19 protein-coding genes are annotated in these 20805 nt (G+C 67.8%); 10 read left to right on the forward strand and 9 right to left on the reverse strand.

Annotation, left to right across the window (positions count from 1 at the left end; genetic code table 11):
* The first annotated feature begins 112 nt into the window (after positions 1-112).
* From DACI_RS06185 to acuI, 3 genes are read left to right on the forward strand one after another with little or no spacing between them, the layout of a single operon-like run.
* Positions 113-1060 (forward strand): Bug family tripartite tricarboxylate transporter substrate binding protein, encoded by a 948-nt coding sequence (locus DACI_RS06185; protein ID WP_012203151.1) that lies wholly within the window; start codon positions 113-115, stop codon positions 1058-1060.
* Positions 1061-1082: 22 nt separating this feature from the next.
* A complete protein-coding gene (locus DACI_RS06190) occupies positions 1083-2339 on the forward strand; it encodes a CaiB/BaiF CoA transferase family protein (protein WP_012203152.1) in 1257 nt (418 codons plus the stop codon).
* 41 nt (positions 2340-2380) lie between these two features.
* Positions 2381-3367, forward strand: a complete 987-nt coding sequence (acuI, locus tag DACI_RS06195) for an acrylyl-CoA reductase (NADPH) (protein WP_012203153.1) — start codon at positions 2381-2383, stop codon at positions 3365-3367.
* Between the two features lie 14 nt (positions 3368-3381).
* Here acuI and ybeY read toward each other — a convergent pair whose 3' ends face one another.
* Together ybeY and DACI_RS06205 are read right to left on the reverse strand one after the other, a co-directional pair.
* Positions 3382-3840 carry an rRNA maturation RNase YbeY gene (gene ybeY / locus DACI_RS06200; RefSeq protein WP_012203154.1) on the reverse strand — a complete coding sequence of 153 codons (459 nt, stop codon included), beginning with the start codon at positions 3838-3840 and terminating at the stop codon, positions 3382-3384.
* Positions 3841-3904: 64 nt separating this feature from the next.
* The gene (locus DACI_RS06205; RefSeq protein ID WP_012203155.1) at positions 3905-4876 is read right to left on the reverse strand and encodes a PhoH family protein; all 972 of its coding nucleotides are present in this window, start codon (positions 4874-4876) and stop codon (positions 3905-3907) included.
* A 125-nt stretch (positions 4877-5001) separates the two neighbouring features.
* Here DACI_RS06205 and ruvA point away from each other — a divergent pair, with 125 nt between their 5' ends.
* Positions 5002-5574 carry a Holliday junction branch migration protein RuvA gene (ruvA, locus tag DACI_RS06210; protein WP_012203156.1) on the forward strand — a complete coding sequence of 191 codons (573 nt, stop codon included), beginning with the start codon at positions 5002-5004 and terminating at the stop codon, positions 5572-5574.
* A 7-nt stretch (positions 5575-5581) separates the two neighbouring features.
* Positions 5582-6667, forward strand: a complete 1086-nt coding sequence (ruvB, locus tag DACI_RS06215) for a Holliday junction branch migration DNA helicase RuvB (protein ID WP_012203157.1) — start codon at positions 5582-5584, stop codon at positions 6665-6667.
* Between the two features lie 7 nt (positions 6668-6674).
* On the opposite strand, the gene DACI_RS06220 is transcribed toward ruvB, so the two are convergent.
* The 5 genes from DACI_RS06220 to DACI_RS06240 all read right to left on the reverse strand — a co-directional run bounded on the left by DACI_RS06220 (position 6675) and on the right by DACI_RS06240 (position 13201).
* Positions 6675-7391, reverse strand: a complete 717-nt coding sequence (locus DACI_RS06220) for an MgtC/SapB family protein (protein ID WP_012203158.1) — start codon at positions 7389-7391, stop codon at positions 6675-6677.
* A 40-nt stretch (positions 7392-7431) separates the two neighbouring features.
* Positions 7432-10191 (reverse strand): magnesium-translocating P-type ATPase, encoded by a 2760-nt coding sequence (gene mgtA / locus DACI_RS06225; protein ID WP_012203159.1) that lies wholly within the window; start codon positions 10189-10191, stop codon positions 7432-7434.
* Positions 10192-10209: 18 nt separating this feature from the next.
* Complete coding sequence (locus DACI_RS06230) at positions 10210-10620, reverse strand: hypothetical protein (RefSeq protein ID WP_043780774.1); 411 nt, start codon at positions 10618-10620, stop codon at positions 10210-10212.
* A gap of 212 nt (positions 10621-10832) precedes the next feature.
* The gene (locus DACI_RS06235) at positions 10833-11069 is read right to left on the reverse strand and encodes a hypothetical protein (protein WP_012203161.1); all 237 of its coding nucleotides are present in this window, start codon (positions 11067-11069) and stop codon (positions 10833-10835) included.
* A 251-nt stretch (positions 11070-11320) separates the two neighbouring features.
* Positions 11321-13201, reverse strand: coding sequence for a lysoplasmalogenase family protein (locus tag DACI_RS06240; protein ID WP_012203162.1), 1881 nt, complete (start codon positions 13199-13201; stop codon positions 11321-11323).
* A 239-nt stretch (positions 13202-13440) separates the two neighbouring features.
* Between DACI_RS06240 and DACI_RS06245 the strand changes: the two genes are divergently transcribed.
* The 5 genes from DACI_RS06245 (at position 13441) to DACI_RS06265 (ending at position 19208) form a co-directional block, all read left to right on the forward strand.
* Positions 13441-14445 (forward strand): Bug family tripartite tricarboxylate transporter substrate binding protein, encoded by a 1005-nt coding sequence (locus DACI_RS06245; RefSeq protein WP_043780777.1) that lies wholly within the window; start codon positions 13441-13443, stop codon positions 14443-14445.
* Positions 14446-14632: 187 nt separating this feature from the next.
* Positions 14633-15787, forward strand: coding sequence for a hypothetical protein (locus DACI_RS06250; RefSeq protein WP_225971045.1), 1155 nt, complete (start codon positions 14633-14635; stop codon positions 15785-15787).
* Positions 15778-16917, forward strand: a complete 1140-nt coding sequence (locus DACI_RS06255) for a hypothetical protein (protein WP_012203165.1) — start codon at positions 15778-15780, stop codon at positions 16915-16917. Before DACI_RS06250 ends, DACI_RS06255 begins: the two co-directional genes overlap by 10 nt.
* A 147-nt stretch (positions 16918-17064) precedes the next feature.
* Positions 17065-17727 (forward strand): hypothetical protein, encoded by a 663-nt coding sequence (locus tag DACI_RS06260; RefSeq protein WP_012203166.1) that lies wholly within the window; start codon positions 17065-17067, stop codon positions 17725-17727.
* 26 nt (positions 17728-17753) lie between these two features.
* On the forward strand, positions 17754-19208 hold the full coding sequence (locus DACI_RS06265) for a CsgG/HfaB family protein (RefSeq protein WP_012203167.1): 1455 nt from the start codon (positions 17754-17756) through the stop codon (positions 19206-19208).
* A gap of 50 nt (positions 19209-19258) precedes the next feature.
* Here DACI_RS06265 and DACI_RS06270 read toward each other — a convergent pair whose 3' ends face one another.
* Positions 19259-19900, reverse strand: a complete 642-nt coding sequence (locus tag DACI_RS06270; RefSeq protein ID WP_012203168.1) for a histidine phosphatase family protein — start codon at positions 19898-19900, stop codon at positions 19259-19261.
* Positions 19901-20046: 146 nt separating this feature from the next.
* The gene (locus tag DACI_RS06275) at positions 20047-20532 is read right to left on the reverse strand and encodes a DUF2501 domain-containing protein (protein WP_012203169.1); all 486 of its coding nucleotides are present in this window, start codon (positions 20530-20532) and stop codon (positions 20047-20049) included.
* Between the last annotated feature and the right edge of the window lie 273 nt (positions 20533-20805).

Consider the following 20805-nt stretch of genomic DNA (forward strand, 5'->3'; position numbering starts at 1 on the left):
GGGGGTGGAGTGATTACCGGAGGTTTGCCATCCATCCAAACATATCACTATTGGAAATGGGCCTGCCGTTCTATCGTGACCCCACGACGACAAGCGACAAGGAGACAGGACCATGGACAGACGCGTCTTTCTGGCAGGCAGCCTGGCGGCTGCCGCGCTTCCGCTGGTGCGGGCCAGCGATTTTCCGAGCCGGCCGGTGCGGGTGATTTCCCCGTATGCGGCGGGCGGGGGGCCTGATGTGCAGTTGCGCCAGGCCGGCCCGGTGCTGGGGGAGATCCTGGGGCAGTCCATCGTGATCGAGAACAAGGTGGGCGCGGCCGGCGTGCTGGCCGCGCAGTATGTGGCGCAGCAGCCCGCCGATGGCTACACCTGCCTGATGGGCTCCAACACCCACCTGATCCAGAAGCTGCTGCAACCGGGCCTGCGCTTCGACCCCATCGGCGACTTCACGCCCGTCAGCAACCTGGCCTCGTCGCCCACGGTGCTGGTGGTGCGTGCCGATGCGCCCTGGCGCACGGCCCGGGAGCTGATCGCGGGGCTGAAGGCCCAGCCGGCGCAGTCCAACTACGGCTCGGGCGGCATAGGCACTTCGGCCCATCTGGCGGGCGCCACGCTGGCCTCGCTGGCGGGCCTGCAGGTCACGCACATACCGCTCAAGGGATCGGTGGAGATTGCGGCCTCGCTGATCCGCGGCGATACGCAGTATGCGTTTCCGGTGGCGGGCACCGGCATCCCCCAGGTGCAGGGCGGCAAGCTGCGGGCCCTGGCGGTGACCAGCCGCAAGCGCCTGGCGCAGCTGCCCGAGGTGCCCACGCTGCAGGAGGTGCTGGGCAGCGAGCTGGCGGTGCAGGAGTCCTGGTTCGGGCTGTGGGCTCCGGCCAGGACGCCCCCTGCCGTGGTCGAGCGCCTGCACGCCGCCGTGCGCCAGGCCGCCGCCCAGCCAGCGCTGCGCGCCTCGTTCGAGGCTGTCGGCAACGAGGCCTTCGCTGATTTCGTGCGCAGCGAGAACCGCAAGTGGGCCGCCATCATCGAGCTGGCCGGCATCACCGCCAACAGTTGAACCAGGGAAAGGCAAGACGGGTATGGACAAGCCGCTGCAAGGAGTGCGCGTCATCGACATGTCGCATGTGATCGCGGGGCCGCTGGCCTCGCACTACCTGGCCCAGCTCGGGGCCGAGGTCATCAAGGTCGAGCCCACGCGTGGCGAGGTCATGCGCAACAGCCGGGCGCCCGGCGAGCCCGGGGGCGGCATGCCTTCGGGCTTCGTGGCGCTCAATGCGGGAAAGCGTTCGCTGGCGGTGGACATCCGCCAGCCCGAGGGTGCGGACATCGTGCGTGCCCTGGCGCGCACGGCCGATGTGTTCATCGAGAACTTCCGCCCCGGCGTGGTGGCGCGCCACGGCCTGGGCTACGAGGACATCCGGGCGGTGCGCCCCGACGTGGTGTATTGCTCCATCTCGGGCTTTGGCCAGCAGGGCGAGTGGGCCGGGCGGGGCGCCTATGACCATGTGGTGCAGGCGCTCACGGGCATGATGATGATGGCGGGGGGCGACGAGGAAGCGCCGCCCGTGAAGGTGGGCTTTCCCGTGATCGACGTGGCGGTGGGCATGCTGGGGGCGCTGTCGGTCACGGCGGCCCTGCACCAGCGCAACGCACGGGCGCCTGGCGAGCGGCGCAGCCAGCACATCGATGCCTCCATGCTGCAGGCCTCGCTGATGCTGATGTACCCGCATGCCTGTACCTATCTCACCCATGGCGTGGAGCCTCGGCGCGTGGGCAACCGGGGCTATACGGGGAGCCCGGCGGCCGACACCTACCGGTGCGCCGACGGCTGGCTGTCCACGGCCGCCAACACGCCGCAGCAGTTTCGCAGGCTCGCCAGCGTGCTGGAGCTCGATGCCCTGTGCGAGGACGCCACGCTGCTGGACCTCGATGCCTTCAACGCGCCCGAGGGCGGCTTTGTCGCCGCGCGCGATGCGTCCGCGCTGCAGCGGCTGCAGGCATGTCTGGCCGAGGCCTTCGCCGCACGCAGCGCACGGGACATGGAAGCCCGGCTCAACGCCGTGGGCGTGCCTGCCGCCAGGGTGCGGCGCCTGGGTGAATTCCTGGGCGAGGCCCGCGCCGCCGGCACCGTGTCACCTGTGAGCTATGGCGCCGGCGGCGCTGCGGTGGACACTCCGGGACTGGGGTTCCGGTGGGTGGATGCCGAGCCCCTGCCGGGTGCGCCGGCCCCCGCCCTGGGCGATGGCAACCTTGCGCTGCTGCGGGAACTGGGGATGACGGATGACGCCATCGCCCGCCTGTGCCGCAGCGGCGTGCTGGGCGCGCCGCAGTCCTGATTGCCTTTGGATTCCTTTGCCACTGCCTTGCTGGAGACCCCATGTTCAAAGCCTTGCTGCTGACCCAACCCGTACCGCGTGAAACCCGTGCCGAGTGTGTGGAGCTGGACGAAGCCAGCCTGCCCGCCGGCGCGGTGCGCGTGGCCGTCTCGCATTCCACGCTCAACTACAAGGATGCACTGGCCATCACGGGGCGCTCGCCCGTGGTGCGCCAGTTCCCCATGGTGCCGGGCATCGACCTGGCCGGCACGGTGCTGGACAGCGAGGACGCTCGTTTCCAGCCCGGCGATGCCGTGCTGCTCAACGGCTGGGGCGTGGGCGAGACCCACTGGGGCGGGCTCGCCCAGCAGGCGCGCGTGAACGGCGACTGGCTGATCCGCCGGCCCGAGGCCTTCAGCGCACGGGATGCCATGGCCATAGGCACGGCCGGCTATACGGCCATGCTGTGCGTGATGGCGCTGCAGGCGCATGGCATCACGCCCTCCAGCGGCCCGGTGCTGGTGACGGGGGCCAATGGCGGCGTGGGCAGCATTGCCGTGGCCCTGCTGTCGCGCCTGGGTTTCGAGGTGCACGCCGGCACCGGGCGGCCCGAACAGGCCGAGCACCTGAAGGCGCTGGGCGCGGCGCGGATCGTGGAGCGCAGCAGCCTGGATGCGCCGGGCAAGCCGCTGCAAAAGGAGGTCTGGGCGGCGGCCGTGGACAGCGTGGGCAGCCATACGCTGGCCAATGTGTGCGCCAGCCTGCGCTACGGCGGCTGCGTGGCGGCCTGCGGGCTGGCCCAGGGGCTGGACCTGCCGGCTTCCGTGGCACCGTTCATTCTGCGCGGCGTGTCGCTGCTGGGCATCGACAGCGTCTATGCGCCGCAGGCGCGGCGCGAGCAGGCCTGGGCGCGGCTGGCTGCCGAACTGCCGCGCGAGGTGCTGGAGCGCAATACCGAAGAGGCGGGCCTGGCCGATGCGGTTGCGCTGGCGCCCAGGCTGCTTGCCGGCCAGGTGCGCGGCCGGGTCGTCATCGATACGGCGCGCTGAGGCCCGCGCGGGGCCTACTTGGCGTAGGGGTCGGCAAAGCCCAGCTCGACCATGATCTCGGTCTCGTAGGCTTCCATTTCCTCGGCGTCCTGCTCGCTGGTTTCATGGTCCCAGCCCTGGGCATGCAGCGTGCCATGCACCAGCAGGTGGGCGTAGTGCTCCTCCAGCGTCTTGTTCTGCTCGCGCGCCTCGCGCTCGACCACGGGGGCGCACAGCACCAGGTCGGCCATGGCCGTGGGCTCCTGCTGGTAGTCGAAGGTCAGGACGTTGGTGGCGTAGTCCTTCTGGCGGTATTCGCGGTTGAGCTGCTGGCCTTCCTCGGCGTCGACGATGCGCACGGTGATTTCGGCATCGACGGCCAGGGCGTGGCGTATCCAGCGCGTGACCTTGCTGCGGGACAGCACGGCGCGGTGGACAGGTGCCTCGGCAAAGCGCGCGAATTGCAGGGACAGTTGCAGTTGGTTCAGGGACATGGGAGGAGGCGTGGGCGTGTGCTTTGGAGCGCCCGTGGGCGGGCGTCTGCTGTAGCTGTCGGGATCAATGCGCGGCAAGGCGCGGTGCGGCACGGCGCGCAGGGGCCTGGCCGCGTGCGTCGTAGGCGTCCACGATGCGGGCCACCAGCGGGTGGCGCACCACGTCGGCGCTGGTGAAGTGGTTGATGGCGATGCCCTTGACGCGCTTCAAGACGCGCTCGGCATCGATCAGGCCGCTCAGGGCGCCCTTGGGCAGGTCGATCTGGCTGACGTCGCCCGTGACCACGGCGCGGGCGCCGAAGCCGATGCGCGTGAGGAACATCTTCATCTGCTCGGGCGTGGTGTTCTGCGCCTCGTCCAGGATGACGAAGGCGTTGTTCAGCGTGCGCCCGCGCATGAAGGCCAGCGGCGCGATCTCCAGCACATTGCGCTCGAAGGCCTTTTGCACCTTCTCGTAGCCCATGAGGTCGTAGAGCGCGTCGTACAGCGGGCGCAGGTAGGGGTCGACCTTCTGCGTGAGGTCGCCGGGCAGGAAGCCCAGGCGCTCGCCCGCTTCCACGGCCGGGCGCGTGAGCACGATGCGCTGCACGGCGCTGCGCTCCAGCGCGTCCACGGCGCAGGCCACGGCCAGGTAGGTCTTGCCGGTGCCGGCCGGGCCGATGCCGAAGGTGATGTCGTGGCGGGCGATGTTCTCCAGGTAGGCCGACTGGTTGGCCGTGCGCGCGCGCAGGTCGGGGCGGCGCGTGGACAGCTGGATGGCGTCCTGGGGCTGCTCGATGAGTTCGGTATCACCGGCCAGCATCAGTTGCAGGGAGTCGTCCAGGATGGGGTCGTCGGCCATCTCGTAGAGGGCCTGCAGCAGCTCCAGTGCGTCGTTGGCCTTGGCCTTGGGGCCGTCGATCTTGAATTGCTCGTGGCGGTGGGCGATCTTGACGCCCATTGCGATCTCGATGGTGCGCAGGTGCGCGTCGGCCGGGCCGCAGACGTGGCTCAACCGGTTGTTGTCGTGGGGTGTGAAGGTGTGGCGCAGGATCACGCGGATAATTCCAGAGATTCCGGGCGGCGGCCAGCGCGAGGGCGTGGTGCCATACCCTGTGAATGGGCCGGCGTTCGGTTGCGGACGGGCATGAAAAGCCGCCCCCAGGGCGGCAAAGGACACCAATGATAGGCAAATTGACAGGAACGCTGCTGGAAAAAAACCCGCCCGAGGTGCTGGTGGACTGCGGCGGCGTGGGCTACGAGGTGCAGGTGCCCATGAGCACCTTCTACAACCTGCCCGCCAGTGGGGCCAAGGTCAGCCTGCTGACGCACTTCGTGGTGCGCGAGGATGCGCAGCTTCTGTACGGCTTTGGCACGCACAGCGAGCGCCAGGCGTTCCGCGAGCTGATCAAGATCACCGGCATCGGCCCGCGCATGGCGCTGTCGGTGCTCAGCGGCATGAGCGTGGAGGACCTGGCCCAGGCCGTGACGCTGCAGGAGGTGGGCCGCCTGGTCAAGGTGCCGGGCATCGGCAAGAAGACGGCCGAGCGCCTGCTGCTGGAGCTCAAGGGCAAGATCGGCGCCGATACGGGCGCGCAGTCGCTGTTCGTGAACAACGACCAGAACGACATCGTGCAGGCGCTGATGGCGCTGGGCTATTCCGACAAGGATGCGGCCGCCGCGCTCAAGAAGCTGCCGCCCGACGTGGGCGTGACCGAAGGCATCAAGCTGGCGCTGAAGGCGCTGGCCAAGTGAGCGGCGCATGAGCATCCATACCGACGATTTCGGGCAGGGCGGCTTTGCGCAGGGCGGCTTCCCGCCAGACAAGGCACCGGACAAGCTGCGCATGATTTCGGCAGCGCCGGTCTCGCGCGGGGAAGAGGCCATGGAGCGTGCGCTGCGCCCCAAGCTGCTGCAGGAGTACGTGGGCCAGGCCAAGGCGCGCGAGCAGCTGGAGATCTTCATCGGCGCGGCCCGAAAGCGCAATGAGGCGCTGGACCATGTGCTGCTGTTCGGCCCGCCGGGCCTGGGCAAGACCACGCTGTCGCACATCATCGCGGCCGAGCTGGGCGTGAACCTGCGCCAGACCAGCGGCCCCGTGCTGGAAAAGCCCAAGGACCTGGCGGCGCTGCTGACCAACCTCGAAGCCAACGATGTGCTGTTCATCGACGAGATCCACCGCCTGTCGCCCGTGGTCGAGGAAATCCTCTACCCGGCGCTGGAGGACTACCAGATCGACATCATGATCGGCGAGGGGCCGGCGGCGCGCTCCATCAAGCTGGACCTGCAGCCGTTCACGCTGGTGGGCGCCACCACGCGCGCGGGCATGCTGACCAATCCGCTGCGCGACCGCTTCGGCATCGTGGCGCGGCTGGAGTTCTATACGGCCGAGGAGCTGGCGCGCATCGTGCGGCGCAGTGCAGGCCTGTTGAACGCGCCCATCGATGACGAGGGCGCCTTCGAGATCGCGCGCCGCTCGCGCGGCACGCCGCGCATTGCCAACCGCCTGCTGCGCCGCGTGCGCGACTATGCCGATGTGCGCGGCGACGGCAGCATCACGCGCGAGCTGGCCGACCGTGCGCTGGCCATGCTCGATGTCGATCCCCAGGGCTTCGACATCATGGACCGCAAGCTGCTGGAGGCCGTGGTGCACCGCTTCGACGGCGGCCCCGTGGGCCTGGACAACATCGCGGCCAGCATCGGCGAGGAAGCGGGCACCATCGAGGACGTGATCGAGCCCTATCTGATCCAGCAGGGCTTTTTGCAGCGCACGCCGCGCGGGCGCATGGCGACCCAGGCGGCGTACCGCCACCTGGGCCTTCCCGTGCCGGGCGACGACGCCAGCTGACGCAGGCTCACTCCTCCGTGCCGGCGTTCCAGAAGGCCTGCAGCACGCCGGGCAGGGCCTCGATGGCGGCGATCACGCGGTCCAGCTCGTCGGAGTCCACCGAGGTGGCGTAGAGCATGGCCTCGATCTCCGTGTCCTGCGGGCCGAAGGCATGGGTTTCCACGCCGCGCACGGGGTAGCTGGCGTTCTCCAGCAGCTCCAGCATCTGCTCGCGCACATCACCCTGGGCGCCGCGGTGGCAGATGGCGTAGACGTAGTAGGTCGATTCCGTGGATTCGTCATCCACCGGGCGGCGGTTGATGCGGTTGACCACGGGGCGCAGCAAGGTATTGCTAGCCAGCACGAAGAGCGTGGCCAGGCCGGCCTCGGCCACCAGGCTGGCGCCCGCGCAGGCGCCCACGGCGGCCGAGCCCCACAGCGTGGCCGCCGTGTTCAGCCCGGTGATGTTGGCCCCTTCCTTCATGATGGCGCCCGCGCCCAGGAAGCCCACGCCCGAGACCACGTAGGCCACCACGCGCGTGGCGCCCTCGGCCCCGCCCAGGCGCACGGCCAGGTCCACGAAGACGGCCGCGCCCACGGCGACCAGGGTGTTGGTGCGCAGCCCCGCCGTGCGCTGGCGCACCTGGCGCTCCAGGCCGATGAGGGCGCCGAACACGAAGGCCGTGGTCAGGCTGACGAAGGTGTCCAGCATGGCGCCGGGGTTGAGGTTCTGCAGGGCCTGCATGGGGTTCCGGGCTTTCCTGGTGAATGGGTTGAAGGGTGCGTCACTGCCAGCCGTAGCGGCGGATGTAGACGCGCTTGAGCAGCGTGGCCAGGCAAGCGTAGCCCAGCAATATGGCAATCATCCACGGGAAGTAGGCCGCCGGCAGCGCCTGCAGCTTGAAGTAGCCGGCCAGCGGCCCCATCGGCAGGAAGATGCCGGCCGCCATCACGGCCGCCGTGGCCAGCAGCAGTGGCCAGGAAGGGCGGCTTTGCAGGAAGGGGATCTTGGGCGTGCGGATCATGTGCACGATCAGCGTCTGCGTGAGCAGCCCGATGACGAACCAGCCCGACTGGAACAGCGTCTGCTGCTCGGGCGTGTTGGCGGCGAAGACGAACCACATCAGCGCGAAGGTCAGGATGTCGAACAGCGAGCTGATGGGCCCGAAGAACACCATGAAGCGGCCCAGGTCGGCCGGGTTCCAGCGCAGCGGCTGGCGCACCAGTTCGTCGTCCACGTTGTCGAAGGGGATGGCGATCTGCGAGAGGTCGTACAGCAGGTTCTGCACCAGCAGGTGCAGCGGCAGCATGGGCAGGAAGGGGATGAAGGCCGAGGCCACCATCACCGAGAACACGTTGCCGAAGTTGGAGCTGGCCGTCATGCGAATGTACTTCAGCATGTTGCTGAAGGTGCGCCGGCCCTCGATCACGCCCTGCTCCAGCACCATCAGGCTTTTTTCCAGCAAGATGATGTCGGCCGCTTCCTTGGCGATGTCCACGGCGCTGTCCACGCTGATGCCGATGTCGGCCGCGCGCAGGGCCGGGGCGTCGTTGATGCCGTCGCCCATGAAGCCGGTGATGTGGCCGTTGGCGCGCAGCGCATGCACGATACGCTCCTTGTGCAGCGGCGTGAGCCGGGCGAACAGCTGGTGCCGTTCCACCGTCTGGCGCAGCATCTCGTCGTTCATGTGCTCGATCTGCGTGCCCAGGATGATGTGGTCTGCGGGCAGCCCCACATCGCGGCAGACCTTGGCGGCCACCAGTTCGTTGTCGCCGGTCAGCAGCTTGACGGCCACGCCGTGCGCGGCCAGGGCGGCCAGCGCCTCGGCCGTGGTTTCCTTCGGTGGGTCCAGGAAGGCGATGTAGCCGATCAGGGTCAGCTCCGACTCGTCGGCCACGCCGTAGTCGCTCTTGTGCGGCGGCACTTCCTTCATGGCCACGGCGACCACGCGCAGGCCCTCGCGGTTGAGTTCGCGCGTCACGCGGCGCACGCGGGCCAGTTGCTCCTCGTCCAGCGGGCGCGTGCCGTCGCCTTCGCGCAGGCGGGTGCAGGCGCCCAGGATTTCCTCGACCGCGCCCTTGCAGATCAGCTCGTGGTGGTGGTTGCGCTCGGCCACCACCACGGACATGCGGCGGCGCTCGAAGTCGAAGGGGATCTCATCGACCTTGCGGTAGTCCTCGGCCACGCGCATCTGGGTGTGCAGCTCCACATGCTCGAGCACGGCATGGTCGAGCAGGTTCTTCAGGCCCGTCTGGTAGTGGCTGTTGAGGTAGGCGAAGCGCAGCGTCTCATCGCAGGGCTGGCCGAAGGCGTCGGTGTGCCGCTCCAGCACGATGCGGTCCTGGGTCAGCGTGCCGGTCTTGTCGGTGCACAGCACGTCCATGGCACCGAAGTTCTGGATGGCGTCCAGCCGCTTGACCACGACCTTGCGGCGCGACAGCACCACGGCGCCCTTGGCCAGGGTGGAGGTCACGATCATGGGCAGCATCTCGGGCGTCAGGCCCACGGCCACGGACAGCGCGAACAGGAAGGCCTCGGCCCAGTCGCCCTTGGTGTAGCCGTTGATGAACAGCACCACGGGGACCATCACGGCCGCAAAGCGGATCAGCAGCCAGCTGACGCTGTTGACCCCGGTCTCGAAGGCCGTGGGCGCGCGGTCGTTGGAGGTCACCCGCGTGGCAATGGTGCCGAAGTAGCTGCGGTTGCCCGTGGCCAGCACCACGGCCAGCGCCGTGCCCGAGACCACGTTGGTGCCCATGAACAGCAGGTTGCTGGCATCCAGCACGCCGGTGCCATTCGATGCACTGGCGTCGGCGCGCTTTTCCACGGGCAGGGATTCGCCGGTCATGGCGGACTGGCTCACGAACAGGTCCTTGGCGCTGAGCACGCGGCAGTCGGCAGGAATCATGTCCCCGGCCGACAGCACCACGAAATCGCCGGGCACGACCTCGCGCAGCGGCACCTCGTAGCGGCGCGCCTGCTGGCCGAAGCCGCTGTGCGGGGCGTCTGCGGAGTCGGCATCTGCAGGAGCCGCGGGGCCGCCATTGCGGCGCAGCACCGTGGCCGTGCTGCTGACCATGGCCTTGAGCCGCGCGGCGGCGCGGTTGGAGCGGCCTTCCTGCACAAAGCGCAGCAGCGTGGACAGCAGCACCATGGAGGCGATGACGACCGTGGCCTTCATGTCCTCCGTGGCGTAGGAGACCACGGCCAGCAGCGTCAGCAGCAGGTTGAAGGGATTGCGGTAGCAGTACCACAGGTGCAGCCAGCCGGGCAGCGGCTTTTCGTGCTCGACCTCGTTGGGGCCGAGACGCGTGAGCGCGGCGCGGGCCTGCTCGCGGGTCAGGCCGTCCTCGCTGGAGCCGGTGCGCGCCAGCACGGCGGCAATGTCGTCGCGCGAGGCGCGCAGCAGCTCGCGCGTGAGGGTCGGCGATACCGAGCGCGAGTGGTGCACGGCCGTGCCCGAGGGCAGGGCATTGCGCCGGAACAGCCCCAGGGCATGGCGGCTGCGCAGAAACGCCTGGAACAGGTGCTTGAGGCTTTTCATGGTGACCTCCCTGGCGGCTCAGGCCTGGCTCGAACGAAGGGTGGCGCGCAGCCAGTGCCAGTTGCGCTGGCAGGCGCACAGCAGGCGGCGGCGCAGCGGCGGGCGGGTCACGGTGGCCGACTGCAGCCATTGGCGCCGGGCATGGGCAGGCAGGTGGCGGTAGACCTCAGCGCGCTCCTGCGCCGCCAGCAGGGACAGAACGTCGGCCTGCTGGCGCTGCGTGAGCGCCACGAGGGCATGGGCGAAGAGATCGGGGCCGTGTTGCTGCAGCAGGGCGTGCAGTTGTCCGGTGTGGCGTGCCGCAATGGCGGCTTGCAGGGCCAGCTGCAGGGTGCTGGCGCGGGAGGTGTGGCTGGCGCGTGCGGAGACGGGTGCTGTGGCGGGCGTGGTTGCCGGCGTGGTGCGCAGCGCGGTGATGACGTGTTGCATGGCGGGCTTCTTTCGTTGCGGCGGAAGAAGCCCGGCATCTGTCCATCAATGGACGTGCGCGGGTCTCCCGACCGGGGCCTTGGGATGAGGCGGAAGGGCCGCAGGCATGTGCGGCCGGACCGTATCGGAGGGGTCAGGGCAAGATCGACTCGGATCGGGGTCCATGGGGGAGCTCCTTTCTGACGAGGGGACGGACAAGGCGCGGCGCGCGCTCAGCGCGGCTGCAGGCTCAGAAAGCTGCGGATGCGGTGCGTGGGCCAGTGGGTCTGCAGGTCCAGGTGCATGGCGTGCTCCATGGCCGAAGGGGCCTGGGCTTGCATCTGTGCCTGTGCCTTGGCCTGCATTGCTGCCTGGGAGGCAGCCACGCGCGTGCCGGTGGCGCCGGGGCAGGGCGCGGCAGTGGCAGGCTGCAGGCGTTGCATTGCGGGGCGGACGAACGGTGTGGACATGGCTTTCTCCTTGGCGAACCAGGAAGACCGCCGTAGGCAGGGCCGTCAAGCAGCGTGGGCCGGGCGCTGCTCGATGGCAGACACACGGGCACGCGGTCAGTGATCAACAGCCATTGGAATCTTCGGTGCAGGAGCGGCGTGCCTGATGCAGGCCAAGCGCCACTGCAGCGCCGGGCGGCGCGAAGATCCAAGGGGAAACGCAGCAATGGATGGAAGCCGACCGACATGGCCGCTCCCATCACAGGAGTCGGTCAGTCAGCCAGCAGCGAAGCCATTGCGGCGCGCTGTTTGTCACTGGTTGAACTGGCACTGTCCACGGAGGACTCCTGAAAATGCGATCCCTCGATTGTGCCTTGCGAGCTGCTTCGGGTCAACCCTGATGTCGATGCGCCACGGTCCAGCCAGCCCTGCACGATCAGCAGTTGCGCCGCGTAGTAGGTGGACAGCACGCCGGCTTGCGCGCCGTCGAAGGGCTGCACAAATCGGTTGATGGCCAGCAGCGAGTCGCTGGCCATGAAGAAGCAGGCGCCGATGGCCACGGTCCAGGCGGGCTGGCCGCCCAGGTGCCGCGCGCGGCCCAGGGCCTGCGCCGCCATCAGCGCAATGACCAGCACATAGGCGGCCACGGGCAGGCGCAGCGCGGCGGGCAGGCCGCCCTGCCAGAGCACGGCATACATGCCCGCGCCCAGGGCCAGCGTGGCGGCCAGCGAGGGCCGGTGTACAAACCAGGGCGCGTCCTGGCGCAGCAGCACGATATAGGCCAGGTGGGCCAGCAGAAAGCTGGCCAGGCCCGGGATGAACAGATCGGGCAGCATCAGGAACACGTCGCCCGCCAGGGATGCCGCCAGTGCCGCGGCCAGCCAGCAGGCGCCGCGCGCGGGTTTCGCCAGTGCCGAGAAGGCCGTGCTGCCGCGCCACAGCTGCATGACGGCGATCAGCGCAAAGACCATGGTCAGCGGCTTGAACAGCCAGTGCCAGTGCAGCATGTCCAGCACGCTGGTGGCGGTGGCGGTGGCCAGCGCGCCGGCCTCGATGGCCAGGGCCACCCACAGGCTGATGCGCCCCTGCATGGCCGCGCCCAGTGCCCACTGGCAGGCCAGCAGCACGCCAAACCACAGCGCATTGCGCGCCGTCGAGGACTGGTCGGCATGCCACAGAAACAGCGACACCCCGGCGATCAGCGCCACGAACTGCAGGCCTGCAAACCAGCGCAGGCCGCGTTCCATCCCCGGTGCGTAGAGCACGCGGTGCGCGTCCAGGTCGAAGGCCGGCCTGGGAAAGCGCTGCGCCACATCGGCAGGGCGCCATCCGGGCGGCTTGAGCCAGACGCGCAGCTTGTCGCCACAGCGCCGCGCATGCCAGCTGTCATGGATGAGTTGCCGGTACACCACGGCGTTGGCCCACAGCGGATCCCAGCTTTGCAGCAGGCCGCGCGTGCCGTAGACACAGGGCTCGCTGTCGTCCTCGGGCTTGAAGGTGCCGAACAGGCGGTCCCAGACGATGAGGATGCCGCCGTAGTTCCTGTCCAGGTAGCAGTCATTGACGGCGTGGTGCACGCGGTGGTTGCTGGGCGCGCAGAACCAGCGGTCGAACCAGCCCAGGCGCCGCACCTGCTCGGTATGGACCCAGAACTGGTAGAGCAGATCGATCAGGCCCACGATGGCAAACACCAGCGGCGGCACGCCGGCCAGCGCCATGGGCAGGTAGAACAGCCAGCCCAGCAGCGCGCCCGAGCTGGTCTGGCGCAGCGCCGTCGACAGGTTGTAGTCCTGGCTCTGGTGGTGCACGGCGTGGGCTGCCCACAGCACGGCCACCTCATGGCCCATGCGGTGCAGCCAGTAATAGCAAAAGTCGTAGAGCAGCAGGGCCAGCAGCCAGCCGGGAATGCTGGTCCAGAAGGCGTCGTTGCGCCACAGCGCCACATGATCGAAGGCCAGTGTGTACAGACCTATGCGCAGCAGCTGGGTGAAGACGGCGCTGGTCTGGCTGAGCATGCCCAGGCTGATGGAGCTGACGGCATCGGCCAGCCGGTAGGCATTGCGCCCGCGCCACAGGCTCACGCCCCATTCCAGCGCGATCAGCAGCAAAAAGGCCGGCGTGGCGAAGACGATGATTTGGCTGGGTGAGGGCATCATGACCTGCCAATTCTGGACAGGGCCGTTGTGCGGCGCCTTAGGCGTGAACCCTAGGACACGGAATCACAAGGGTTGAAACGGATTGCAATAAATGGGGCTTCATGGCAAGCGCATGGCAGGAAAATTGCGCCCTATGGCAGAATCGCCCGCTTTCCACGCGCTGGATGTGCTTGCCCTGCAGGCCATCGCCAGCCCGCACCGCCTTTGCCGGCATGCGCCTTGCATGCCCAAGCCCCATGCCCTTGTCCCGCCGCTCCCTGCTATCGGCTGCCGCCTCACTGGCTGCGGCCCTTGCCGCTGCACCCGCCGCCCATGCCGCGCCGGGCGCGGGCAAGCCCTGGCCGGCAGCCGGGCCCATCACCCTGATCGTGCCCTTTGGCGCGGGCAGCGATGTGGACGCCACGGCGCGGCTGATCGCCGAAAAGCTGGGTGCGCGGCTGCACCAGTCGGTGGTGGTGGACAACGTGCCGGCCTCGGGTGGCGTGCTGGGCGTGAGCAAGGTGGCGCGCTCGCACGCCGATGGCTATACGCTGCTGCTGGGCTTTGACGGGCCGGTGAGCATTGCGCAACTGGTGAACTCCTCCGTGCGCTATGACGCCGAGCGTGATCTGGCTCCCGTGGGCCTGACTACGGTGGCGCCCATGGTGATCGTGGCCCGCCCGGGCCTGCCGGTGCACAACCTCAACGAGCTGATCAGCATGGCCCGCGCCCGGCCCGGCGCGCTGACCTATGCCACGCCGGGCGTGGGCACGGTGCTGCACCTGGCCATGGAGCGGCTGCAGGAGCGCGCCCGCATCCGCCTGGTCCATGTGCCCTATCGCGGCGTGGCCCAGGTGACCAGCGAGGTCATGGGCGGCCAGGTCGATCTGGGCATTCTGATGACCACCGGCGCCACGCCGCTGGTGCAGCAGAAAAAGCTGGAAGGCGTGGGCGTGACCTCGGCACAGCGCATCGACGTGATTCCCGAGGTGATGAGCTTTGCGGAGGCGCCTGATCTCAAGGGCTTCGAGCTGGAAGCCTGGACCGGCCTGTTCGCCCCCGCCCGCACGCCCGAGCCCGTGGTCAGCCGCTTGGCCGCCGAACTGGCCGAGGTGCTGAAGCTGCCCGAGGTCCGCAAGCGCCTGCAGGACAGTGGCGCCACGCCCGGCTCGGGCACGCCGGCCACGTTCGCCCAATTCCTGAAGAAGGAAAAGGCGAGCTACACGCAGATCGTCAAGTCCGCCAATATCCAGGTGGAATAGGCCGCGCTGGCAGTCAGCGGGTGACCGCTTTTTTCCATTGAATGAAGACAGGGCCGGTGAAATCGGCGGCATTGTCTGCAGTCGCCTTTGTGCGCCGAGTGCTACGTATTGGTGTGTGAAATCTGTTACCCTCCGCTTACATTTTTAAGGGGGCGGTGTGGGGGTGGAGAAAATCATGCGCCGGGCCATGGCATGGCTCTGGCTTTTTGCGCTTGCCGCGTCGGGCGCTGCAATGGCCGAGGACCGGCCCAATGTCACTTTTGCGGGAGTCGCCTATTCGGGCGACGCCAGTTCGCAGCAGCAGCGATTCCCTTATTCAAAGCAGTATGAGAGCCACCTGAAGGCCGCCGGACACAGTGCCTATGCGCGGGCACTGGCATTCGTGCAGCAGGCGCCTGCACAGCATCTGCAGATATCCACCAATCCCATCGATGAGCTCAAGGGGCGCGACCAGGCGCTGGTGGTTTCTCTGGTGCTCAATTCCGAGACGGTCTCCGTGGAAAGCTTTGGCGGCGTGCGCAAGCTGTTCATCCTGATTCGTGGACAGGCCCTGTTTTTCGACTTCAAGTCCATGACGGCGGTGCGTTCGTATCCGCTCAGCTTTGCCTTCATCGACAACCTGCGCCACGAGCCGTCGCAAGAGGAAATCATGGAGCGCGTGACCAAGGTATACGAAGGCGCGGGAGGCAAGCCCGGCATCTTCGGCCGTTTTGCCCAGGTGCTGGCCACGGCCACCGTGCCCTCGCAGACGCCGCGTTTCCTGCAGGTCACCGATATCCAGATTCCCGCCGCCATGGCCGAGATGCTGCCCGGCTATCTGCAGGACCCGCAGGTGCACAAGACCTGGGCCGCCGATATCGTGGGCGAGGCCATTTCCAGCCGCATTGGTGTGCCCATCATTCCTTTTGCCATGGGCTATGCCGTGGGCAATGTGATGCGCATGCAGGTGCTTGACGGAGAGGTCTACACGCTGCAACTGCCCAGTGCCGACTACGCCATCAGCGTCGATTTCAAGGGATTCAAGAAGCTCAAGTTCAAGGAATCCAGCGCCGGCACCAGCTATGTCTACGGCACCTTTGCCGATATGCGCATCCAGGAACCCAATGGGCCGGTGTTTCTCGGCGCCTCGCTGAAGAACGCGGAAGTGAAGGTGGTGCCTTCCACGCAAACCCATGTCGATGATTTTCCGGCGTTCTATGACTCGCTCAACGGCCTTTTCGTGAAGCTGGCCGAGACGGTGGCGGCTGGACGGGGCAATGACTGGCTCAAGTCGGCTGCTGCCGAGAGCGACATCGAAGCGCAAATTGTCAAAACAAAAGACCTGATGAATCTATGCAAGTAATCCAGAAAATCCTCCTGTGCCTTTCCATGGCGCTGTTCGCGGCCGGTGCGGGCGCGCAGGTGCAGCAGGCACGCGGCAAGGCCTCGGTCAGCTACCAGGATTCAAAGGTCAGCCCGCAGGACAAGGAGCGTGCGCTGATGGCGGCCCAGCTCAAGGCCGTGGAGTTCTACTACGCCGAAGCGGGCCAGTCGGAGGCCGAGAATTTCGACGCCGTGCGCGACAAGATCCTGGCCAACCCCGATCGCTACATCCTTGAGCACACCGTGCTCAGCGAAGAGGACAACGCCGACAGAAAGCAGTACACGGTCTCCGTGCGCGTGGCGCTGAACGTGGCCAATCTGCGCAATGCCGTCAAGGCCAACTCTGCTGTGGCCAGGGGCGGTCCCGCAGGCCGGTCGCCGCTGGCCTTCATGTTCGTCTCGCGCCAGGTGGCCACGACCAAGTCCTTCGATGACCGCGTCTACAAGCGCGTGGACGAGACCGAGGACGTCAAGGCCCAGGTCAGCGCTTCCGAAAAGGGCAGCGAGGGTGAATCCATCCGTGGCGGACGCATCAGCACGAATGCCTCCACGGCGACCTCGGGCACCGCCTCGGTCAAGAGCAGCCGCACTTCCGAGACCGGCGGCAGCACGACGCGACGCTCGGCCGAGTCCACCTGGCGCGTGATCCCCAGCGCCAACCTGTCCCAGGTCTTTTCCTCCAACTTCGCCAAGGCCGGCTTCAAGGTGTCAGAGGCAGCCATGGTGGAGCCCTACACGGGCGGTCACTTCAAGGTCGCGGCCGTGGAGAACGACTACAAGAGCGGCATGGACCTGCAGCCCTCGACCCTGGCGGCCATGGTGGCCGGCATGCGCACGGCGCAGATTCCCTACATCGCCCTGGGCACGCTGGATGTGGGCATGGGCGAGCCCGATCCCCAGACCGGCCTGATGCGCGTGAGCGTGACGGTCAACGCCAAGATCCTGGACATCGCCCAGACCATTCCCGACACGATTGCCGCCGTCGGCCCGGTGCTGTACGCGGGCATGGGCCCGTCCGAGGATGAGGCGCGCAACAACGCGCTGAAGCTGGCCGCCAACAACGCGGCCCGCGATCTCACCAGCCAGGTCACCAATCTGGGCCTGCGCTGAGCGCTGCGGCTTCCAAGGTCCGGCTGCCATGCAGCCGGACCTTTTTTCCGTTCTTTCGCTTTCCTCGCTTTCCACGTTTTCCACGCTTACCTCGTTTTTATCTTCGCCGTCCGCGTTCACGGACTGCTGCAACCCGAGTCCATCTCCATGAAAAAGCTCTTCACCACCGTCGCCGTTGCCGCCGCCATGGCCAGCCCCGCCCTGACACAGGCCCAGTTCTCCATGCCCTCCATCCCGGGTGTCGGCAAGCTCATGGGCGGCAGCGGCTCTGCCGACGTGGCCGGCCAGGGCGACGCCCTGGTGCGCAGCTATGTGGGCGCCAGCAAGGAGGTGCTCAGCGCCAATGCCAAGATGGCCACGGCCCTGGGCCTGAAGGAGCAGGCCGCCAGCGCCGCCAGCACGGCGGACAGCCTGGGTGATGGCGCGACCATCGGCGCGCTGGGCGATGGCAACAAGGTGGTCTCGGACACCAGCGGCGCGATTGCCGAGTCCATGGCGAAGAAGCCCGTGCTCGATGCGGCCTCCAAGGCCACCTTCGCCGAGGGGCTGGTGCACCTGGTCAACGGCAGCGTGAAGTACGCCGGCATGGGCAAGGATGTGTCGGTCATGGGCAAGAGCCTGCAAAGCGCCAACCCCATGCAGCTGACCAAGCTCACCTCCGCGGCCTGGGTGGTGTCCAAGTTCCCCGGCTCGGCCTCCGACCTGTTCAGCACCGTGCAGACGGCCATTGCCTTCGCGCGGGCCAACGACATCGAGGTGCCGGCCAATGCGGCCGACGCCACGGCCGCGCTGGGCACGCTCAAGCTGTGATCCGGTACAGGCAAGGAGCACTTTCTATGCGTACCCGCATCATTGCGGCCGTCGTGGCTGCCTGCGCCGCCATGTCCGGCTGTGGCGACAAGCCGTCCGAGCAGCCCAGGACCGACGCGCCTGAACAACCCCAAAGCGTCGCCCCGCCCGTGCCCGACGTGGGCAGGCTGGAGACCGTCGAGGTCCAGGTCATCGGCCTGGGCCAGTCCCCTGGCGAAGCCATGGCGCAGGCGCTGCAGATGGCGCTGCTGCAGGTCAATGGCGCCGTGATCCAGTCCGCCTCGGTCACGGCCAGGTACGGCCTCGACGTGGCGCTGGGACAGGACGCCGCCTCGCTGCGCGCCAGCGCCTTCGCCGAGGTGGTCAAGCAGAAGTCCGGTGGCGTCATCCAGTCGGTCCAGGTGGTGGATCTGGAGGAACCCAAGCCCTGGGCCAAGCGCTACAAGTACACCATCAAGGCCAGCATCTCCAAGTTCAAGCCTTCGGCCGAGATGCAGAAGATCAAGGTCGTTGTGGGGCCGGTGCGCTTCGAGCAGGCCTCGCTGCCCATGGGCGACCGCAGCGTTTCCGCCGCCGAGGTGGGTGCAACGCTGAGGCAACGCATCAGCGACGCCCTGGTGCAGACAGGCCGCTTTGCCGTGCTGGACCGCGAATTCAGCCCCGAGATCGAGCAGGAACTGGCCATCATCGCCACGGGCCAGGCGCCCAGTGCCGAGCTGGCCAAGCTGTCCCAGGCCGCCAGCGCCGATCTGGTGTGGAGCGCCCGCGTCAGCAGCTTTGCCTACAACCGCCATGCCCGCCAGCTCAAGACCAGCGACCGCCAGCTGGTGAGCTACTCGGGCGGCTGGGCCCTGTCGCAGAAGCTGGTGAACGTGGCCACGCGCCAGGTCACGGCCTCGGATTCGCTGCGCGGCTCCGTCCCTTCCACGGCACCGACCACGCTGGGCGCGGGCGTGGATGGCAACAAGGTCATGACCGACATGAGCGATGCGCTCGTCGCCGGCGTGGTCAGCTCCATCCTGCAGCGCACCTTTCCGCTGACCGTGGTCGCCCGTGATGGCGAAAGCGTGGTACTGAGCCAGGGCGGCCAGGCCGTGAAGGAGGGCGCGCGCTACCAGGTGGTGGCCATGGGCAAGGAGATGAAGGACCCGCAGACCGGGCAAAGCCTGGGGCGCCTGGAGTCACCGTGCTGCGAACTGGTGGTCGATCGCGTGACCCCCAACCTCTCCTATGGCCACCTGGAGAACATGCGCGGCGGCATGGAAGACCTGCCACCGGGCGGGCTGCAGGTGCGTGAGGTGCTGAAGGCATCCGCCGCGCCCGTGCTGGCTGCACAGGCTGCATCAGGTGATATGGCCGCGGCCGCTGAGCCCCAGGCCGCACCGGCACGTGCTGCACAAGCGCCCGCAGCACGCCGCGCGGCATCGCCCGCCAAGGAGGCCGATGCCCCGGTCGGCAAGAAGGACGACGACAACTGGTAAGCGACAAGTGGCGGGGAGGTGCGCTGCGGCGCCCTTCCCCGTGCGGGTGCTTAGCTGAAAACCTCGTCGCGCGCACCGCCTTCCAGGTGCTGCACATCGCCCCAGCCGACCAGGCCCAGGCCCTGGGGCGTCCACAGCAGGCGGTTGATGGCCGCGTTGCCCAGCGCCCAGGTGCGTGGTGCCTGCACTTCCTGGTGCGTGGCCAGGCGGTAGAGCACATCCATCACGCCGCCATGCGCCACGATCACGATCTGCTCGCCGGGATGGCCACTGGCCAGCCGGTTCACCGTGGCCGAGATGCGGTCGCGCAGCATCAGCAGCGACTCGCCGCCGCCTGCGGGCACGAACTCGGGATCTCGCTTGCGCCAGCGCAGCGCATCCTCCGGGTGGGATGCCTCGATATCGTTGAAGGTCTGGCCCTCGAACCTGCCGAAGCAGCGCTCGCGCAGGCCCTTGTCGGCCGTCAGCGTCGCCCCCGTGCTTGCGGCCACGGCCTCGGCCGTGACATAGGCACGCAGAAGGTCGCTGCTGTAGATGGCGGCCACCGGCTCGCCCGCCAGGGCCTTGCCGGCCTGGGCGGCCTGCCAAAGTCCCATGTCGTTCAGAGGAATGTCCAGATGGCCCTGGATGCGGGCGTCCACATTCCAGGCGGTTTCTCCGTGGCGGATGGCAATGATGCGCGTGGCTTGCATGAGGGGCTGGCGTGGGGTGCTGCAAAAAGAGCAGGCATTGTCCCGCAAGCCAGGCAAGCCTGCATCGCGCGCCACCGTTGAAACTGGCACGGCCCAACTCAGGGACGCCGAGCAAGAGCCGCCTCGCGGCGCAGCCGCTCAGGGGGTCAGATCAGCGATTTAGCGTTGTTCAGCACGAAGTCGCAGGCCTTCTCCTTGAGGTCGCCCTTGAGCTTGTCGATGCTGAAGCTCTTGCCGTTGGAGCCGGTGACCAGGCCGCCCAGGCCGTTCTGGAATCCCGTGTCCTTGGGCTCTTCCTGCTTTTGCATGCCCAGCTTGCCCAGCAACTGGTCCTTGACCTGGGCCGCCTTGTCGGCATTGAGGTAGTTGTTTTTCATGCAGTAGGAGATGACGCCTGCCGCATTGCCGGCCGTGGCCGAGGGGCTCAGGCCCAGGGCGGACAGCGCGCCCGCACCGCCTGCCCCCGCACCCAGCATGCCGCCGAGGCCGGAGCCTTCGCTGCTGGCGGCGGCCTTGTCACCGCCAAGGCCCGAGGCCTGGCGCAGCGAGTCGCCCAGGCCCGACGCCTGGGCAGGCAGGGCGCCCAGGCCCAGCATGGCGCACAGCAGTGCGCTGGCAATGGATGTCTTCATGGATGCTTCCTTTCCGCGGCAACCCGCAGGCTCGATACAGGGCCTGAAATTAGCACGCCGTGCGGCGCAGACCTGTGCCCGATTGCAAACCTTTGCCAGAGCAGGCCGTGGCGGTCTTTCGCGTTTTCACTAGCTGTCAAAGCCGTTGGCCTGTCCATGATGGCCGCACGCCAATGGCGGGCCGCAGGCGGCGGTCTTGTTATTTGGAAATGGCTTTTAAGTATAAAAATCAATTCAACAAGCTGTAAAAGTTATTTACAGTGGGGCGCACCT

It is taken from the genome of Delftia acidovorans SPH-1 (assembly GCF_000018665.1).
GTDB lineage: Bacteria > Pseudomonadota > Gammaproteobacteria > Burkholderiales > Burkholderiaceae_C > Comamonas > Comamonas acidovorans.

Coding starts and splice junctions, on each gene's coding strand:
- DACI_RS06255 (WP_012203165.1), top strand. CDS start 15,778: ATGCAAGTAATCCAGAAAATCCTCCTGTGCCTTTCCATGGCGCTGTTC.
- DACI_RS06245 (WP_043780777.1), top strand. CDS start 13,441: ATGCCCTTGTCCCGCCGCTCCCTGCTATCGGCTGCCGCCTCACTGGCT.
- DACI_RS06240 (WP_012203162.1), bottom strand. CDS start 13,201: ATGCCCTCACCCAGCCAAATCATCGTCTTCGCCACGCCGGCCTTTTTG.
- DACI_RS06250 (WP_225971045.1), top strand. CDS start 14,633: ATGGCATGGCTCTGGCTTTTTGCGCTTGCCGCGTCGGGCGCTGCAATG.
- ruvB (WP_012203157.1), top strand. CDS start 5,582: ATGAGCATCCATACCGACGATTTCGGGCAGGGCGGCTTTGCGCAGGGC.
- DACI_RS06185 (WP_012203151.1), top strand. CDS start 113: ATGGACAGACGCGTCTTTCTGGCAGGCAGCCTGGCGGCTGCCGCGCTT.
- DACI_RS06270 (WP_012203168.1), bottom strand. CDS start 19,900: ATGCAAGCCACGCGCATCATTGCCATCCGCCACGGAGAAACCGCCTGG.
- DACI_RS06230 (WP_043780774.1), bottom strand. CDS start 10,620: ATGCAACACGTCATCACCGCGCTGCGCACCACGCCGGCAACCACGCCC.
- acuI (WP_012203153.1), top strand. CDS start 2,381: ATGTTCAAAGCCTTGCTGCTGACCCAACCCGTACCGCGTGAAACCCGT.
- DACI_RS06260 (WP_012203166.1), top strand. CDS start 17,065: ATGAAAAAGCTCTTCACCACCGTCGCCGTTGCCGCCGCCATGGCCAGC.
- DACI_RS06275 (WP_012203169.1), bottom strand. CDS start 20,532: ATGAAGACATCCATTGCCAGCGCACTGCTGTGCGCCATGCTGGGCCTG.
- ruvA (WP_012203156.1), top strand. CDS start 5,002: ATGATAGGCAAATTGACAGGAACGCTGCTGGAAAAAAACCCGCCCGAG.
- DACI_RS06265 (WP_012203167.1), top strand. CDS start 17,754: ATGCGTACCCGCATCATTGCGGCCGTCGTGGCTGCCTGCGCCGCCATG.
- DACI_RS06190 (WP_012203152.1), top strand. CDS start 1,083: ATGGACAAGCCGCTGCAAGGAGTGCGCGTCATCGACATGTCGCATGTG.
- DACI_RS06220 (WP_012203158.1), bottom strand. CDS start 7,391: ATGCAGGCCCTGCAGAACCTCAACCCCGGCGCCATGCTGGACACCTTC.
- ybeY (WP_012203154.1), bottom strand. CDS start 3,840: ATGTCCCTGAACCAACTGCAACTGTCCCTGCAATTCGCGCGCTTTGCC.
- mgtA (WP_012203159.1), bottom strand. CDS start 10,191: ATGAAAAGCCTCAAGCACCTGTTCCAGGCGTTTCTGCGCAGCCGCCAT.
- DACI_RS06235 (WP_012203161.1), bottom strand. CDS start 11,069: ATGTCCACACCGTTCGTCCGCCCCGCAATGCAACGCCTGCAGCCTGCC.